This window comes from Streptomyces gilvus (genome assembly GCF_022513565.1).
Lineage (GTDB): Bacteria > Actinomycetota > Actinomycetes > Streptomycetales > Streptomycetaceae > Streptomyces > Streptomyces gilvus.
In genome coordinates this window covers 83293-101022 of sequence record NZ_JAKWBE010000018.1, presented here as the reverse complement: position 1 = coordinate 101022, position 17730 = coordinate 83293, and the positions used below count along the sequence as shown (strand labels likewise).

13 protein-coding genes and 1 pseudogene are annotated in these 17730 nt (G+C 70.9%); 13 read left to right on the top strand and 1 reads right to left on the bottom strand.

The window, feature by feature from the left end:
• Window positions 1–3: 3 nt before the first annotated feature.
• Window positions 4–840, top strand: a complete 837-nt coding sequence (locus tag MKW14_RS25990; RefSeq protein ID WP_240865868.1) for a methylenetetrahydrofolate reductase — start codon at window positions 4–6, stop codon at window positions 838–840.
• Window positions 841–918: 78 nt separating this feature from the next.
• Here MKW14_RS25990 and purU read toward each other — a convergent pair whose 3' ends face one another.
• Window positions 919–1791 (bottom strand): formyltetrahydrofolate deformylase, encoded by an 873-nt coding sequence (purU, locus tag MKW14_RS25985; RefSeq protein WP_240865865.1) that lies wholly within the window; start codon window positions 1789–1791, stop codon window positions 919–921.
• Between the two features lie 218 nt (window positions 1792–2009).
• On the opposite strand from purU, the gene MKW14_RS25980 reads away from it, so the two are divergent.
• From MKW14_RS25980 to MKW14_RS25930, 12 genes and pseudogenes are all read left to right on the top strand, one after another.
• The gene (locus tag MKW14_RS25980; protein ID WP_240865862.1) at window positions 2010–3479 is read left to right on the top strand and encodes an aldehyde dehydrogenase family protein; all 1470 of its coding nucleotides are present in this window, start codon (window positions 2010–2012) and stop codon (window positions 3477–3479) included.
• A 20-nt stretch (window positions 3480–3499) separates the two neighbouring features.
• Entirely contained in the window at window positions 3500–4588 is a 1089-nt protein-coding gene (locus MKW14_RS25975) for a quaternary amine ABC transporter ATP-binding protein (RefSeq protein WP_240865859.1), read from the top strand.
• Complete coding sequence (locus tag MKW14_RS25970; protein ID WP_240865856.1) at window positions 4588–6588, top strand: ABC transporter permease; 2001 nt, start codon at window positions 4588–4590, stop codon at window positions 6586–6588. Before MKW14_RS25975 ends, MKW14_RS25970 begins: the two co-directional genes overlap by 1 nt.
• Window positions 6589–6602: 14 nt before the next feature.
• Window positions 6603–7571: an ABC transporter substrate-binding protein gene (locus MKW14_RS25965; RefSeq protein ID WP_240865854.1), complete on the top strand. Its 969-nt coding sequence runs from the start codon at window positions 6603–6605 to the stop codon at window positions 7569–7571.
• Window positions 7572–7785: 214 nt separating this feature from the next.
• Window positions 7786–10224: a GcvT family protein gene (locus MKW14_RS25960; RefSeq protein WP_240865852.1), complete on the top strand. Its 2439-nt coding sequence runs from the start codon at window positions 7786–7788 to the stop codon at window positions 10222–10224.
• A 108-nt stretch (window positions 10225–10332) separates the two neighbouring features.
• A pseudogene (locus MKW14_RS41595) lies at window positions 10333–10560 on the top strand (tetrahydrofolate dehydrogenase/cyclohydrolase catalytic domain-containing protein); the annotation flags it as partial.
• Window positions 10540–10776 carry a hypothetical protein gene (locus tag MKW14_RS41590; protein ID WP_374116599.1) on the top strand — a complete coding sequence of 79 codons (237 nt, stop codon included), beginning with the start codon at window positions 10540–10542 and terminating at the stop codon, window positions 10774–10776. The pseudogene MKW14_RS41595 and the gene MKW14_RS41590, both read left to right, overlap by 21 nt.
• Window positions 10773–12056 (top strand): serine hydroxymethyltransferase, encoded by a 1284-nt coding sequence (gene glyA, locus MKW14_RS25950; RefSeq protein ID WP_240865846.1) that lies wholly within the window; start codon window positions 10773–10775, stop codon window positions 12054–12056. The genes MKW14_RS41590 and glyA overlap by 4 nt, the downstream gene beginning before the upstream one ends.
• Window positions 12053–13285: a sarcosine oxidase subunit beta family protein gene (locus MKW14_RS25945; protein ID WP_240865843.1), complete on the top strand. Its 1233-nt coding sequence runs from the start codon at window positions 12053–12055 to the stop codon at window positions 13283–13285. Before glyA ends, MKW14_RS25945 begins: the two co-directional genes overlap by 4 nt.
• A 24-nt stretch (window positions 13286–13309) precedes the next feature.
• Complete coding sequence (locus MKW14_RS25940; RefSeq protein ID WP_240865839.1) at window positions 13310–16507, top strand: sarcosine oxidase subunit delta family protein; 3198 nt, start codon at window positions 13310–13312, stop codon at window positions 16505–16507.
• Complete coding sequence (locus MKW14_RS25935; RefSeq protein WP_240865836.1) at window positions 16500–17120, top strand: sarcosine oxidase subunit gamma; 621 nt, start codon at window positions 16500–16502, stop codon at window positions 17118–17120. The genes MKW14_RS25940 and MKW14_RS25935 overlap by 8 nt, the downstream gene beginning before the upstream one ends.
• Window positions 17121–17196: 76 nt before the next feature.
• Entirely contained in the window at window positions 17197–17697 is a 501-nt protein-coding gene (locus MKW14_RS25930) for a cupin domain-containing protein (protein WP_240865835.1), read from the top strand.
• Window positions 17698–17730: the final 33 nt, after the last annotated feature.

Below are 17730 nucleotides of genomic sequence, written 5' to 3'. Positions count from 1 at the left end.
GCCTTGGCCGCCACGGGACTCGGTGCGCTGCTCGGCAGCGTCCGCTACGAGGTGCTGCCCGCCAAGGCGACCGAGGAGAAGGTCCTCGCCCATGTCCCGCGCGACGTCGTCGTCACGGTGACGGCGTCGCCGGTCAAGGGTCTGGAGCCGACCCTCGCCCTCACGGAGCGGCTCGCCGCGCACGGCTACCGCGTCGTCCCGCACGTCCCGGCACGGCTGCTGCGGGACGAGGTGCACCTCAAGGAGGTCGCGGACCGGCTGCGCGAGGCCGGCGTGGACGACGTGTTCGTCCCGGCCGGCGACGCGGATCCGCCGGCCGGGGTGTACGACGGCGCGCTGCCGGTGCTGCGGGCGCTGAGCGAGCTGGGCAGCCCCTTCGCGCACCGGGGGATCACCGGCTACCCGGAGAGCCACCCCCTCATCCACGACGACGTCACCATCCAGTCCATGTGGGACAAGCGAGAGCACGCCACGTACATCGTCAGCAACCTCTGCTTCGACCCGCGGGTGCTGGGGGAGTGGATCGCGCGGGTGCGGCGCCGGGACGTCACCCTGCCCCTGTACGTGGGTGTCGCCGGGCCCGTGCAGCGCGCGAAGCTGCTCGCGATGGCCACCAAGATCGGCGTGGGGGAGTCGACGCGCTTTCTCACGAAGCACGCGTCGTGGTTCCTGCGCTTCGCCGCCCCCGGCGGTTACTCGCCCGAGAGGCTGCTGGAGCGCTGCGAGCAGGCCCTGACCGCGCCGTCGGCGGGTGTGGCGGGCCTGCATCTGTTCACCTTCAACCAGATCGCCGAGACGGAGGCCTGGCGCCGCGCCCTGCTGGACCGCCTCGGCCACTGATCTCCGTATACGGCTGGTTCCTGTGGACGACGAGGGGGCGGGCCGGAGTCCCCGGCCCGCCCCCTCGTCCGTGTCCCGTCAGCGGAAGACCACCGTGCGGTTGCCGTCGACCATCACCCGGCTCTCGCTGTGCCACTTCACCGCGTGCGCCAGGACCTGCGCCTCGACGTCACGGCCGACCGTGACCAGTTCGCCCGGGTCGAGGGAGTGGTCCACGCGGACCACGTCCTGTTCGATGATCTGGCCCTCGTCCAGGTCCGGTGTGACGTAGTGCGCCGTCGCGCCGACCAGCTTCACACCCCGGTCGTAGGCCTGCTCGTAGGGGCGTGCGCCCTTGAAGCTGGGAAGGAAGGAGTGGTGGATGTTGATGGCGCGGCCCTCGAGCTGCTTGCACAGGTCGTCGGAGAGGATCTGCATGTACCGGGCCAGGACCACGAGGTCCACGTCCAGCTCGCGCACCAGCTCGAGGAGCCGCGCCTCCGCCTCTGGCTTGGTGTCCCTCGTGACCGGGATGTGGTGGAAGGGGACGCCGTAGGTGTCCGCCAGGCTCTCGAAGTCGCGGTGGTTGGAGACGATCGCCGGGATCTCGATGTTGAGGGCGCCGGTGCGCTTGCGGAAGAGCAGGTCGTTCAGGCAGTGGCCGAACTTCGACACCATGATCAGCGTCCGCGTCGGCGTCGAGGCGTCCCGCAGGGTCCAGGAGATGTGGTGGGCCTCGGCGACGGGCCCGAACCGGTAACGCAGATGTTCCAGTCCGGTGCTCGGATCGGAAACGTCGAAGTGGACCCTCATGAAGAAGCGGCCCTGGAGCCGGTCGTCGAACTGCTGGCTCTCCAGGATGTTGCCGGAGTTGCGGACGAGAAACCCGCTCACGGCATGGACCAGGCCCGCGCTGTCGGGACACGAGAGGGTGAGGACGTACTCACGGCCGGGCTGGGGACGAGGGGACATGGGCGGCCTCCGCTGGTGCGTAATGCACAACTTGGTGAGCGATACGCAACATGCTCCAAGCGGAAGGGTCCTGCGGTCAAGAGAGACGGGACGGTCGGCCCCTTGCTGAATCGTCATCGGCGAACCTCTTGACGTATGTCTGCACATTCGCCAGGGTGTTCCACCACAAGCAATTGGATGCACGATGCGCAACGCATTTCGGTTGAAGGGCTGGGCGCGTGGCAGACCTGTATCTGGACGGTGAATGGCGGGAGCCGGCGGCCGGCGGCCGCCGCGAGATCCGGTGTCCCGCCGACGGCACGCTCGCCGCTACCGTATCGGAGGGCACCCGTGCCGACACCGAGGCGGCGATCGTCGCGGCCCGCCGCGCCTTCGACGAGGGCCCCTGGCCGCACACCCCCGAACGCGAGCGCGGCGCCCTGCTGCTGCGCACCGCCGACATCATCGAGCGCGACGCCAAGGAGTTCGCCCGCGCCGAGTCGCTGGACACCGGCAAACGCCTGGTGGAGAGCGAGTACGACATCGCCGACGTCGTCTCCTGCTTCCGCTACTACGGCGGCCTCGGCGGCACCGACGCGGGCCGCGTGATCGACACCGGCCGCGACGACGCCATAAGCCGCGTCGTCTACGAGCCGGTCGGCGTGTGCGGACTGATCACCCCCTGGAACTACCCGCTGCTGCAGGCCGGTTGGAAGGTCGCCCCGGCTCTGCTGGCCGGCAACACGATCATCCTCAAGCCCAGCGAGCTCACCCCCTCGACCTCCGTCCTGCTGATGAAGGCCCTGGAGGAGGCGGGACTGCCCGCGGGCGTCGCCAATCTCGTGCTGGGCGCGGGCCCCGAGGTGGGCGCGCCCCTCTCCGAGCACCCGGCGGTCGACATGGTCTCCTTCACCGGCGGCCTGAACACCGGCCGGCACATCATGGCGAGTGCCGCCGCCACGGTGAAGAAGGTCGCTCTCGAACTCGGCGGCAAGAACCCCAACGTCGTCTTCGCCGACGCCGACTTCGACACCGCCGTCGACTTCGCCCTGACCGCTGTCTTCCTGCACTCCGGGCAGGTCTGCTCGGCCGGCGCCCGGCTGATCGTCGAGGACTCGCTGCACGACCGCTTCGTCGACGAGGTCGTCCGCCGCGCCCGGACGATCCGCCTCGGCGGCCCCTTCGACCCCGACGCCGAGACGGGCGCGCTGATCTCCGCGCAGCACCTGGCGAAGGTCGAGGCGTACGTCGCGGCGGGCCTGGAGGAAGGCGCCGTACTGCGCTGTGGTGGTGCCCGGCCCGACGACCCGGCCCTCGCCGGCGGCCACTACTACCCGCCGACCGTCCTCGACGAGTGCGCGCAGGACATGCGCGTGGTGCACGAGGAGTCCTTCGGACCCGTGCTGACCGTCGAACGCTTCACCGACGAGGACGACGCCGTCCGCATCGCCAACGACACCGAGTACGGCCTCGCCGGTGCCGTCTGGACCCAGGACGCGGGCAAGGCCCAGCGCCTGGCCCGGCGGCTGCGCCACGGCACCGTGTGGATCAACGACTACCACCCCTATGTGCCGCAGGCGGAGTGGGGTGGCTTCGGGCATTCGGGCGTGGGCCGGGAGTTGGGACCGACCGGCCTGAACGAGTACCGAGAGCCCAAACACGTCTGGCAGAACATCCAACCCCGGCCGCAGCACTGGTTCCGCGGCTGAACGCCGAAAAGAGGTCGATCGTGACCCCCACACAGACCGAGGTGCCGCAGCGGCGCGGCACGCCCCAGGACTCGGACGGCACGCCGGTCATATCCGTGCGCAGGCTGTGGAAGGTGTTCGGACCCAAGGCCGAGAAGGTGCCGGAGTCCGAGGAGCTGTGCGGCCTCTCCCGCCGGGAGCTGATGGACCGCACCGGATGCACCGCCGCCGTGCGCGACGTCAGCTTCGACGTGGCGCCCGGCGAGGTCTTCGTCGTCATGGGCCTGTCCGGCTCCGGCAAGTCCACCCTGGTGCGCTGTATGACCCGGCTGATCGAACCCACCACCGGTGAGGTCGTCTTCGAGGGCCAGGACATCCGGGAGGCGGACGCGGCCCGGCTGCGGGAGCTGCGGCGCCGCAAGTTCTCCATGGTCTTCCAGCACTTCGGACTGCTGCCGCACCGCCGGGTCGTCGACAACGTGGCCTTCGGCCTGGAGATCCGCGGCATGAGCAGGGCCGAGCGGACCAAGCGCGCGCTGGAGGTCGTGGAACTGGTCGGTCTCGCGGGTTACGAGCGGTCGTATCCCGACCAGCTCTCCGGGGGTATGCAGCAGCGCGTCGGTCTGGCCCGGGCCCTCGCGGGCGACCCGGACGTCCTCTTCTTCGACGAGCCCTTCTCCGCGCTGGACCCGCTGATCCGGCGCGACATGCAGAACGAGGTCATCCGGCTGCACCACGAGGTCGGCAAGACCATGGTGTTCATCACCCACGACCTCTCCGAGGCGCTCAAGCTGGGCGACCGCATCCTCATCATGCGGGACGGAAAGATGGTCCAGTGCGGCACCGGCGACGAGCTGGTGGGCGCCCCCGCCGACGACTACGTCCGCGAGTTCGTCAAGGACGTGCCGCGCGGAGACGTCCTCACCCTGCGCTGGATCATGCGCGCCCCGGAGGACGGCGACGAACTCGACGGCCCCGAGCTCGGCCCGGACGTCGTGGTCAAGGAGGCGACCCGGGCCGTCCTGGCCGCCGACAAGCCGGTCAAGGTCGTCGAGGACGGCAAGCTGCTCGGCATCGTCGGCGACGAGGAGATCCTGTCGGTCGTCGCCGGGCAGGAAGGCGGCGTGTGATGACCGTCGTCATGGAGAAACCGGAGCAGACGGAGGCCGCGCAACCGGCCGCGCCCGCAAGAGGCGTGCGCAAGGTCGGCCGGCCCGTGATGATCGCCGCGATCCTCGTCATCTGGCTGGTGCTCTTCGCCGTCCTGCGCGGCAAGCAGACCCTGTCCCTGGCGGTGGCCGATCTCACCGACCTGCACCGGTGGATCAACGACTTCAACGACTCCATCGGCGCCAACCGCAACTCCAACCCGCTCTTCCTGTACTTCTTCAACGAGATCCGGCTGGTCATCGACAACCTGGTGACCTTCGTCCAGCACCTGATCTCCCAGCCGTCCGGGTCCCGCCCGGTCCCGCAGATCGGCTGGCTCGGTGTCGTCGGCCTCGCCGGATTCGTCTCCTGGGCCCTGGGCAACTGGAAGGTCGCCCTGCTGGCCGTGGCCGGCTTCACCTTCCTCGGGGTGCAGGGCCTGTGGCAGGAGAGCATGGACACCCTGGCGCTGATCCTGTGCGCGGTGTTCGTGGCCCTGCTCTTCGCCATCCCGCTCGGGGTGTGGGCCGGACTCTCGGACCGGTTCAACCGGTTCGTCACGCCGTTCCTGGACTTCATGCAGACGATGCCGACCTTCGTCTACCTGGCGCCGCTGACCCTGTTCTTCCTCATCGGCGGAGCGTCGGCCACCATCGCCACCGTGATCTACGCGGCCCCGCCGACGATCCGCATCACGGCACACGCCATCCGCAACGTGTCGAGGACGACCGTCGAGGCAGCGGACTCCCTCGGTGCCACGCGCCGTCAGTCGCTGCTGAAGGTCCTGCTGCCGATGTCCAAGCGGACCGTGGTGATGGGCGTCAACCAGACCATCATGGCCGCCCTGGCCATGGTGACCATCGCGGCACTGATCAACGCGCCGGGCCTCGGCGTCAACGTCCTGCAGGCGCTGCAGTCGCTCGACGTCGGCACGGCCTTCAACGCGGGCCTCGCCATCGTGATCCTGGCGATCGTGCTGGACCGGGTCACCACCGCGGCCGCCGCGCGCGAGGAGAACGCGCGCAACGCCAGGCACGACTTCACCAAGTGGCGCGCTCCGCTGCTGGGCGCAGGTGCCGTGGTCACGGTGGTCCTGATCTACCTCTCGCACACCTACCTGTGGGCGGCCGACTTCCCCGGCGACGGCACCGTCGGAACCCACATCGCGAGCGGGACGGACACCGCGGCCACCTGGGTGCAGGACAACCTGTCGGGCCTGACCAACGCCTTCCGCGACGGCATCACCAACGGCCTGCTCAACCCGTTCCAGACGCTGCTCACCGACTCCCCGTGGTGGCTGGTCGGCGCGGTGCTGGTCGCCCTCGCCGTGGTGCTGGGCGGCTGGAAGTCCGGGATCACCACCGCCGTGTGCGTGGGCCTGCTGGTCGCCACCGGTGTGTGGTCGGACGCCATGACCACGCTCGCCTCGACGATCGTCGCGACGGTCCTGGTGATGATCCTCGGCGTGGTCTTCGGCGTGTGGATGGGCCGCAGCACCCTGGTGGACCGGACGATCCGGCCCACCCTGGACGCGGCCCAGGTCATGCCGCCGTTCGTCTATCTGGTGCCGTTCCTCGCGCTGTTCGGCGCCACCCGCTTCACGGCCATCGTGGCGGCGATCGTCTACGGCGCCCCCGTCGCCATGAAGATCATCGCGGACGGGATCCGGGCCGTGCCCGAGACCACCGTGGAGGCGGCCACCTCCGCCGGGTGCAACACCTGGCAGATCATCACCAAGGTCCAACTGCCGATGTCACGCAGTGCCCTGACGCTCGCGACCAACCAGGGCCTGATCTACGTGCTGTCGATGGTTGTTGTGGGCGGCCTGGTAGGCGCAGGAGCCCTCGGCTACGACGTCGTGGCCGGATTCTCGCAGGGCGAGCTGTACGGCAAGGGGCTGGCGGCAGGGCTCGCCATCGTACTGCTCGGAGTCATGTTCGACCGGATCACTCAGGCCGCGGCGCGACGCGCCGGCGCTTAAAGGAGCAGGACACCATGGCAAGACACTGGCGAGCCGGCGCGGCCGGCCTGGCCGTCCTCGGCCTCACCCTCACCGCGTGCGGCGGCGCGAAGGTCGGCGACACCTCCTCGGGTTCGAACAGCGCGGGCAGCTCCGGCAAGTGCGGCACGTTCAACCTCGCGGTCAACCCCTGGGTGGGGTACGAGGCCGACGCGGCGGTCGTCGCGTACGTCGCCCAGCACAACCTCGGCTGCACGGTGAACAAGAAGAACCTCAAGGAAGAGATCGCCTGGCAGGGCTTCGGCACCGGCGAGGTGGACGCCGTGCTGGAGAACTGGGGCCACGCCGACCTGGTGAAGAAGTACATCGACGAGCAGAAGACGGCCGTGGACGCCGGCCAGACCGGCAACAAGGGCATCATCGGCTGGTACGTGCCGCCGTGGCTGGCCCAGGCCCACCCCGACATCCTGCAGTGGAAGAACCTCAACAAGTACGCCTCGAAGTTCAAGACGTCCGAGTCGGGCGGCAAGGGCCAGCTCCTGGACGGTGACCCGTCCTACGTCACCAACGACGCGGCGCTGGTGAAGAACCTCAACCTGAACTTCAAGGTGGTCTACGCGGGCAGTGAGGCCGCGCTCATCACGGCCTTCCGCGACGCCGAGAAGAACAAGAAGTGGGTCATCGGCTACTTCTACGAGCCGCAGTGGTTCCTGTCCGAGGTGCCGCTGAAGAAGGTCAGCCTGCCGGCGTACAAGACGGGCTGTGACGCGGACGCCGCCAAGGTCGCCTGCGACTACCCCGTCTACAACCTCAACAAGATCGTCAGCGCGAAGTTCGCCAAGTCCGGCAGCCCCGCCTACAACCTGGTGAAGAACTTCAACTGGACCAACGACGACCAGAACGAGGTCGCCAAGTACATCGCCCAGGACAAGCTGAGCGACGACGCGGCCGCCAAGAAGTGGGTCGACGCCAACAAGGACAAGGTGGACGCCTGGCTCAAGTAGCCCACGGCACGGACCGGTCGGACCCGCCCGGCGGGCGGTGCGCGCAGTCGCGCACCGCCCGCCGGGCATTGCCGTGTTCCGGGCCTGTGACGGGCCGTTTTCCTACGTCACGGACCCCTTGACACCCCCTCCCGACGGCAGGCACGCTGAGTTGCGCAACCTGAATCGTGTTGCGTAGGCAGCAACTGACCGGTTTGATTTCGGAGGTGCGGCGATGGCGGGACCCCGAGTGGTGATCATCGGAGCGGGCGTCGTGGGTGCGGCTCTCGCGGACGAGATCTCCGCACGAGGCTGGACCGAAGTGACCGTGGTCGACCAGGGCCCCCTCCCCGCCACCGGAGGATCCTCGTCGCACGCCCCCGGCCTGGTCTTCCAGACGAACTCGTCGAAGACCATGACCGAGCTGGCCCGCTACACCGTCGAGAAGTTCTGCTCCCTCGACGTCGACGGCAAGCCCTGCTTCCTGCAGGTCGGCGGCCTCGAAGTGGCCACCACCCCCGAGCGCCTCACCGAACTGCACCGCCGCCACGGCTGGATCACCGCCTGGGGCGTCGAGGCCCGACTGCTGACCCCCGACGAGTGCGTCGAGCAGCACCCCCTGGTCGACCGAGACAAGGTCCTCGGCGGCCTCCTGGTCCCCACCGACGGCCTCGCCAAGGCCGTCCTCGCGGTCGAGGCCCAGATCCGCCGGGCCACCGAGCGCGGCGTACGCTTCCTCGCCCGCCACGAGGTCCTCGACGTCCTCCAGGCCGACGGCGAGGTCACCGGCGTCCGCACCGACCACGGCGACCTCGACGCCGACATCGTCGTGTGCTGCGCCGGCATCTGGGGCCCGAGGATCGCCCGCATGGCCGGCATGAACCTCCCGCTGACCCCGCTCGCCCACCAGCTCGCCTGGACCGGCCCCGTCCCCGCCCTCGCCGGCCAGACCGAGGAGGCGGTGCGCCCGATCCTGCGCCACCAGGACGCCGACCTCTACTACCGCGACCGCTTCGACGGCATCGGCATCGGCTACTACGGCCACCGCCCCATGCCGATCTCGGCGGACGACATCCTCTCCGTGGACGCGGCCGACCAGATGCCCTCGGTGCTGAAGTTCACCGAGGAGGACTTCGCGCCCGCCTGGAGCGAGACCCAGTCCCTGCTCCCCGCGACCCAGGACGCCAAGATCGAGGAGGGCATCAACGGCCTCTTCTCCTTCACCACCGACAACTTCCCGCTGCTCGGCGAGTCCCCGGACGTCAAGGGCTTCTGGGTCGCCGAGGCCGTCTGGGTCACCCACTCCGCGGGCGTCGGCCGGGCGATGGCCGAGTGGCTGGTCGACGGTCACTGCTCGTCCTTCGACCTGCACGAGTGCGACGTCAACCGCTTCGAGCCGCACCAGCTGACCCCCGAGTACGTCCTGGCCCGCGACTGCCAGAACTTCGTCGAGGTCTACGACATCCTCCACCCGCTGCAGCCGAGCGGTAAGCCGCGCCCGATCCGCAAGAGCCCCTTCCACACCCGCCAGCAGGAGCACGGAGCGTTCTTCCTGGAGGCGAACGGCTGGGAGCGCCCGCAGTGGTACGAGGCCAACGCCCGCCTGGTGGAAGGCCGTTCGATCCCCACCCCCAACGACTGGGCGGCACGGTACTGGTCGCCGATCGTCGGCGCCGAGGCCCAGGCCACCCGTGAGACGGTCGCCCTGTACGACATGACCGCCCTCAAGCGCCTGGAGGTCAGCGGCCCCGGTGCCGCCGACTTCCTGGAGCGGCTGGTCACCGGCAAGGTCGCCAAGTCGGTCGGCTCGGTGACGTACACGCTGCTCCTGGACCACGACGGCGGCATCCGCAGCGACATCACCGTGGCGCGGCTGGCCCGCGACCTGTTCCAGATCGGCGCCAACGGCAACCTCGACCTCGACTGGTTCACCCGTCACCTGCCGGCCGACGGCACGGTCCAGGTCCGCGACATCACGCCCGGCACGTGCTGCATCGGCCTGTGGGGCCCGCTGGCCCGCAAGGTCCTGCAGCCGCTGACGGACGAGGACTTCTCGGGCGACGGCCTGAAGTACTTCCGCGCCAAACGCGCCCACATCGGCTCCGTCCCGGTCACCGCCCTGCGCCTGTCGTACGTCGGTGAGCTCGGCTGGGAGCTGTACACCACCGCCGACCTCGGCGAGAAGCTCTGGGACACGCTGTGGGCGGCGGCCGAACCGCTGGGCGGCGTCATCGCCGGCCGCGGCGCCTTCAACAGCCTGCGCCTGGAGAAGGGGTACCGGTCCTTCGGCACCGACATGTCCTACGAGCACGACCCGTACGAGGCGGGCGTGGGCTTCGCCGTCAAGCTCGACAAGGACGACTTCGTGGGCAAGGCCGCGCTGGAGCGCCGCAAGGCCGACGTCCGGCGCAAGCTGGCCTGCCTCACCATCGACGACCCGCGCTCGGTCGTCCTCGGCAAGGAGCCGGTGTACGACGGCGAGCGGGCCGTCGGCTACGTCACCAGCGCGGCGTACGGCTACACGATCGGCAAGGGGATCGCGTACGCGTGGCTGCCGGCGGAGGTGGCTTCGCCGGGGACGGTGCTGCACATCGGGTATTTCGATCAGCGGATCGAGGCGGTCGTCGCCGAAGAGCCCTTGTTCGACCCGACGATGTCGCGGCTGCGTGGGTGAGTCCGCGGTGGGTCGTTGTTCGGCTGCGGGTTCGTCGTGGCTGGTCGCGCCGTTCCCCGCGCCCCTTGGGGGCGCTCCGTGTCAGCCCCATGGGAAGGAGTGCCGCCGGTGAGCGCACAACTCCTCGACGGCAAGGCCACCGCCTCCGTCATCCGGCGTGAACTCGCCGATCGCCCGGCCGAGGTGACGGCCGCCGGTGGGCCTCCGCCCGGTCTCGGCACCGTACTCGTCGGTGACGACCCCGGCAGCCGTGCCTACGTCGCCGGCAAGCACCGCGACCGCGGCCAGGTCGGGATCGCCTCCATCCGGCGGGAGCTGCCCGCCGACGCCGCGAAAGGACCAGGCAGAGCCGGGTCCGGTTCGGCAGCGCCCCGAAGGAGCGCGGGGAACTGCGCGACCAGCCACGATGGCGCCGCTGCCGCCCGACCGGCTGTCGCGGCCCATCCCGCGGAGCGCTGGGCTCCGATGCCCGGGGGCGTCGGCCCCATGACCCGGGCGATGTTGCTCGCCAACGTCGTCGAGGCCGCCGAGAGGAACGCGAACGCCGTATGAACGCGCTGAACACCCCCCTGGCGGAGCTGGACCCCGAGGTCCACGCGGCCCTGCGGGCCGAGCTGCACCGCCAGCAGTCCACCCTCGAGATGATCGCCTCCGAGAACTTCGCGCCCACCGCCGTGATGGAGGCCCAGGGCTCGGTCGCCACCAACAAGTACGCCGAGGGCTACCCCGGCCGCCGCTACTACGGCGGCTGCGAACACGTCGACGTCACCGAGCGGTTGGCGATCGAACGGATCAAGTCCCTGTTCGGGGCCGGGTTCGCCAACGTCCAGCCGCACTCCGGCGCCCAGGCCAACACCGCCGTGTTCTTCGCCCTGTTGCGGCCCGGCGACACCGTCCTCGGCCTCGACCTCGCGCACGGCGGCCACCTCACCCACGGCATGCGCATCAACTACAGCGGCAAGATGCTCAACGTCGTGCCCTACCACGTCTCCGAGGCCGACAACCTGGTCGACCTGGACGAGGTCGAGCGCCTCGCCAAGGAACACCGTCCCAAGATGATCATCGCGGGCTGGTCGGCGTACCCCCGGCAGCTGGACTTCGCGGCCTTCCGCCGGATCGCCGACGAAGTCGGCGCCCTGCTGATGGTCGACATGGCGCACTTCGCCGGCCTGGTCGCGGCGGGCCTGCACCCGAACCCCGTACCGCACGCCCACGTCACCACGACCACCACCCACAAGACCCTCGGCGGCCCGCGCGGCGGGGTCATCCTCACCGATGACGCCGACCTCGCCAAGAAGATCAACTCGGCGGTGTTCCCAGGCATGCAGGGCGGCCCGCTGGAGCACGTCATCGCGGCGAAGGCGGTCTCCTTCAAGGTCGCCGCGTCACCGGAGTTCGCCGAGCGGCAGGCGAGGACCCTCGCCGGAGCCCGCGTCCTCGCCGAACGTCTGACGCGGCCGGACGCGACGGCCGCGGGCGTGAAGGTGCTCACCGGCGGCACCGACGTCCACCTGGTCCTCGTCGACCTGCGCGAATCCCCGCTGGACGGCCGCCAGGCGGAGGACCTGCTCCACGACATCGGCATCACCGTCAACCGCAACGCCGTCCCCTTCGACCCGCGCCCGCCCATGGTCACCTCGGGCCTGCGCATCGGCACCCCCGCCCTCGCCACCCGGGGCTTCACCGAGGAGGACTTCGCCGAGGTGGCGGACGTCATCGCCCTCGCGCTCCAGCCGGAACCGGACGTGGCCGCCCTGCGTGCCCGCACCGAGGCGCTGGCCGCCAAGCACCCGCTCTACCCGCACCTGTCCGACAACGGAGACGCCCGATGAGCCCCCGCACCCCCGGCGCCGAGCTCCCCGAACACCCCGACTGGCTGTGGCGCACGCCCGAGCCGAAGCGCTCGTACGACGTCGTCGTCGTCGGCGGCGGCGGACACGGCCTGGCCACCGCCCACTACCTGGCGAAGAACCACGGCATCACCAACGTCGCCGTGCTGGAGAAGGGCTGGCTGGCGGGCGGCAACATGGCCCGCAACACCACGATCATCCGCTCCAACTACCTGTGGGACGAGAGCGCCGGCATCTACGAGCACGCCCTCAAGCTCTGGGAGGGCCTGGCCGAGGAGCTGGACTACCCGATCCTCTTCTCCCAGCGCGGCGTGCTCAACCTCGCCCACAGCCTCCAGGACGTCCGCGACAGCGTGCGCCGCGTCGAGGCCAACCGCCTCAACGGCGTCGACGCGGAGTGGCTGGACGCGGACGGCGTCAAGGACGTCTGCCCGATCGTCAACACCTCGCCCGACGTGCGCTACCCGGTCCTCGGCGGCACCTACCAGCCGCGCGCGGGCATCGCCAAGCACGACCACGTGGCCTGGGGCCTGGCCCGCTCGGCGGACGCGGCCGGCATCGACATCATCCAGAACTGCGAGGTGACGGGCCTGGACGTGGTCGGCGGCCGGGTGACCGGTGTACGGACCAGCCTCGGCCCCATAGCGGCGGGCAAGGTGGCGCTCTGCTCGGCGGGCCACACCTCCGTCCTCGCCGCCATGGCCGGCATCGAACTCCCGCTCCAGAGCCACCCGTTGCAGGCCCTGGTGTCGGAACTGCTGGAGCCCGTGCACCCGACCGTCGTGATGTCCAACGCGGTCCACGTGTACGTCAGCCAGGCGCACAAGGGCGAGTTGGTGATGGGCGCGGGCATCGACGCGTACAACTCCTATACACAGCGCGGCGCGTTCCACATCATCGAGGAGCAGATGTCCGCGGCGCTGGAGCTGTTCCCGGTCTTCGCCCGCGCCCACGTCCTGCGCACCTGGGGCGGCATCGTCGACGTCAGCCCCGACGCCTCACCGATCGTCGGCCTCACCCCCGTGGCCAACCTCTACCTCAACTGCGGCTGGGGCACGGGCGGTTTCAAGGCCACCCCGGGCGTCGGCTGGGTCTACGCCCACACCATCGCCCACGACACGCCCCACCCCCTCAACGCCCCCTTCTCGCTCGACCGTTTCACCACCGGCGCGCTCGTCGACGAGCACGGCGCGGCCGCGGTGGCCCACTAGGGATCCTCAAGGGAGCCGAACGACATGCTGCTCATCCCCTGCCCGTGGTGCGGACCGCGCGACGAGGCCGAGTTCCACTACGGCGGCCAGGCCCATGTGCCCTACCCGGAGAACCCGGCGTCCCTCACCGACGAGGAGTGGGCCAGGTACCTCTTCTTCCGCGCCAACCCCAAGGGCCCCTTCGCGGAACGCTGGTCCCACGCGGCGGGCTGCCGCCGCTGGTTCAACGCGGTACGGGACACGTCGACCAACGAGATCCTGGCTGTCTATCGGGCGGGGGAGGAACGACCGGAGACGGTGGGGGGTCGTCCTTCCACCTCTCAGACGCGTCCAGAATCCATGGCCCGTCCGGGGGTGCCCCCTCTGGGGGAGTTTGAGGACGAGGCCCTGCCGGGGCCGATCGGGGGTCCGGGGGCGGAGCCCCCAGCAGGCACCCGCACCCAAAAGCGAACCCTCACCTTCACCTTCGACGGCACCGAGTACCAGGGCGTGGAAGGAGACACCCTCGCCTCCGCCCTCCTCGCCAACGGCGTCATCCAGGCAGGCACCAGCATCAAGCTCGGCCGAACCCGGGGCATCTTCTCCGCCGGCCCCGAAGAACCCAACGCGGTCGTCCAGATCGAGGCCCCGTTCCCCGAGCCGATGCTCCCCGCCACGACCGTCGAGCTGTACGACGGTCTGGTGGCGACCAGCCTCCCCGGCCAGGGCCGCCTCGCCACCGAACCGGACCCGGCCCGCTACGACGCCGTACACGACCACTGCGACCTGCTGATCGTCGGCGCAGGGCCGGCCGGTCTCGCGGCAGCCGCGGCCGCCGCGGGCACCGGCGCCCGTGTGATCCTCGCCGACGACCGGCCCGAGCTCGGCGGCAGCCTCCTCGGCACCGGTGAACTCCCCGACTGGCTCGGCGAGACGGCCGCGCTCCTCGACGCCGCCCCCGACGTCCGTGTCCTGCGGCGCACCACCGTCTTCGGCCACTACGACGACAACCACCTCCTCGCCGTCGAGCGCCGCACCAACCACCTCGGCGCCGACGCCCCCGAGCACGTTTCCCGCGAGCGCGTCCACCGCATCCGCGCCCGCCGCGTCGTCCTCGCCACCGGCGCCCACGAGCGCTCCCTCGCCTTCGCCGACAACGACCGCCCCGGCGTGATGCTGGCCGCCTCGGCGCGCACGTACCTCCACCGCCACGGCGTGCTGCCCGGCCGGCACACGGTCGTGTTCACCACCAACGACAGCGCGTACGCGGCGGCCCTGGATCTTCATCGGGCCGGTGTGACCGTCGTGGCCGTCGTCGACACGCGCCCGGAGCCGGGGGAGTGGGCGGAGCGTGCCCGCGCGGCCGGCATCGAGGTGCTGCCCGGGCACGCGGTGACCGGCACGGAGGGCGAGGCGCGGCTGACGGCGGTGACCGTCGCCCCGTACGGACTGACCACGGGACAGCGGGAGTTCGCCGCCGATCTGCTGCTGGTCTCCGGCGGGTGGAATCCCGTGGCGCACCTGTTCAGCCAGGCGGGCGGCACGCTCCGATACGACGAGGCTCTCGGGACGTTCGTCCCCGACACCTGCCGTCAGGCGGTCGAGGTCGCGGGCAGCGCGAGCGGTGTCCTCGACCTGGCCGGCGTCCTCGCGCAGGGCGCGGCGGCCGGAGCCCGCGCGATCGAGGCGGAGGGCCACACCCCCGCGACTCCGGGCCTGCCGCGGGTGCCCGCCGGGCCGCGGCCGACCCTGCCCATGCAGGTCTTCACCGTCCCCGGCCGCGAGGGCGCCCCCCGCTTCGTCGACCTCCAACGGGACGTCACCGTCGACGACTTGGCGCGGGCGACGGGGGCCGGCATGCGCTCGGTCGAGCACACCAAGCGCTACACGACGGCCGGTACCGCGAACGACCAGGGCAAGACCTCCGGGGTCCTGGCCGGCGGCGTGGTCGCCGAACTGCTCGGCGTGGACATCTCCGCCCTCGGCACGACCACCTTCCGTCCCCCCTACACCCCCGTCTCCTTCGCCGCCCTGGCCGGCCGCGACCGGGGCGCCCTGCACGACCCGATCCGCACGACCGCCCTGCACCAGTGGCACGTCGAGCACGGCGCCCTGTTCGAGAACGTCGGCCAGTGGAAGCGGCCCTGGTACTACCCGCGGGACGGCGAGGACATGGAGGCGGCCGTCCTGCGCGAGTGCGCGGCCGCCCGGGAGGGCGTCGCCTTCATGGACGCCTCCACCCTCGGCAAGATCGACGTCCAGGGCCCGGACGCGGCCGTCTTCCTGGATCTGCTCTACACCAACATGATGAGCACCCTGAAGGTCGGCATGATCCGTTACGGCGTGATGTGCCGCCTGGACGGCATGGTGTTCGACGACGGCACCGTCATCCGCCTCGCCCCGGACCGCTTCCTGGTCACCACGACCACCGGCAACGCGGCCGCCGTACTGGACTGGATGGAGGAGTGGCTGCAGACCGAGTGGCCGGAGCTGCGCGTCCACTGCACGTCCGTCACCGAGCAGTGGGCCACGGTCGCCCTGGTGGGCCCGCAGTCCCGCGCGGTACTGGGCTCGCTCGCACCCGAACTCGCCGTCTCCAACGACGACTTCCCCTTCATGGCCTGGCGGGAGACGACCGTCGCCGGCATCGAGGCCAGGGTGTGCCGGATCAGCTTCTCCGGTGAACTCGCCTACGAGATCAACGTGTCCCCGTGGGCGGCGGTCGCCCTGTGGGAGGCGCTGTACGAGGCCGGCGCCCCCTACGGCATCACCCCGTACGGCACCGAGACCATGCACGTCCTGCGCGCCGAGAAGGGCTACCCGATCATCGGGCAGGACACCGACGGCACCGTCACCCCGCAGGACCTCGGCATGGGCTGGGCGGTGTCGAAGAAGAAGCCCGACTTCATCGGCAAGCGCTCCTTCGCCCGTGCCGACACCCTCCGCCCGGACCGCAAGCACCTGGTCGGCCTGCTCCCCGAGGACCCGGCCGCCTTCCTCCCCGAGGGCACCCACCTCGTCGCCGACAGTGTGCTGCCCGCCCCGCCCGTGCCCATGCTGGGCCACGTCACCTCCAGCTACCGCAGCGCCACCCTGGGCCGCACCTTCGCCCTCGCCCTGCTCAAGGGCGGGCGCGAACGCGTCGGTGAACGGCTCTACGCCCCCGTCGGCGACCGGCTGCTCCCGGTGACCGTCGCCGGCCCCGTCCTCTACGACCCCGAGGGAGCCCGCCGAGATGGCTGACACCGCACGCACCGCCCCGCCGCGCAGCCCCCTGTCGCACGCCGCCGGCCGGCTGGCCGCCGCGACCCGCGCCTCCGGCGGCGCGGTCCGGCTGGCCGAACTCCCCTTCCTGGCCCAGGTCGACGTCCGGCTGGACGCCAAGGGAGCAGCGGCGGACGCGGTCGGGCTCGCCCTGGGCCTCCAGCTCCCCCTGGAGCCCAACACGGTCGTACGCGCGGGAGAGTTGACCGCGCTGTGGCTGGGACCGGACGAATGGCTGCTGGTGGGGCCGCCCGGCATCCAACGGGACCTGGAGGCCCGTGTCCGCGAGGCCGCCGGTGACGAGCCGGTGTCCGTCACCGACGTCTCCGCCCAGCGCACCACTCTCCTCGTCGCCGGCATCCGCGCCCGCGACCTGCTGTCCCACGGCTGCTCCCTCGACCTCCACCCGCATGCCTTCACCCCGGGCCGCTGCGCCCAGACCACGCTGGCCCGCACCCAGGTCGTCCTGATCGCCCGCGACGAACCCGGAACCGGTTTCTGGGTGCTGGTCCGCTCCTCCTTCGCGGGCTATCTCACGGACTGGCTGCTGGACGCGGCGACCGAGTACGTCCACGGCCCGCACCCGGACTGAGCGGCACCCGGGCTGAGCGGCAGCCGGGCTGAGCGGCACCCGGCCGCATCGGCCGGAATGCACTAGCGTCCTCGTCATGAGCGAGCCGCTGACCAACCCGGGCGAGGGCTTCCACCCGCACCTCGACGACGCCTCCGCGGCGGCGCCCCCGCGCACCCGTCTGCACCACGTCCGCGCCGACGCCCTCGACGCGGACACCGCGCAGAGCACCGGCATGCGCCGCTTCGCCGCCGTCAGCGGCAGGACCGTCGGCTCGGAGAAGCTCTGGATGGGCCAGACCCACGTCGCCCCCGCCACCGCCTCCTCCGACCACCACCACGGGGCGTCCGAGACCGCGATCTACGTGGTCAGCGGCCACCCCGAGTTCGTCTTCCTGGACGACACCGGCGACCGGCCCGCAGAGGTGCGGCTGCGCACCTCCCCGGGCGACTACGTCTTCGTACCCCCGTACGTCCCCCACCGCGAGGAGAACCCCGACCCCGCCGAGGAGGCGGTGGTGGTCATCGCGCGCAGCACCCAGGAGGCGATCGTCGTCAACCTCCCGGGGCTGTACGCGCTGCGGGACGAGCAGATCTGACCCGACGGGCCCGGCGTGCCGGGTCAGGCCGTG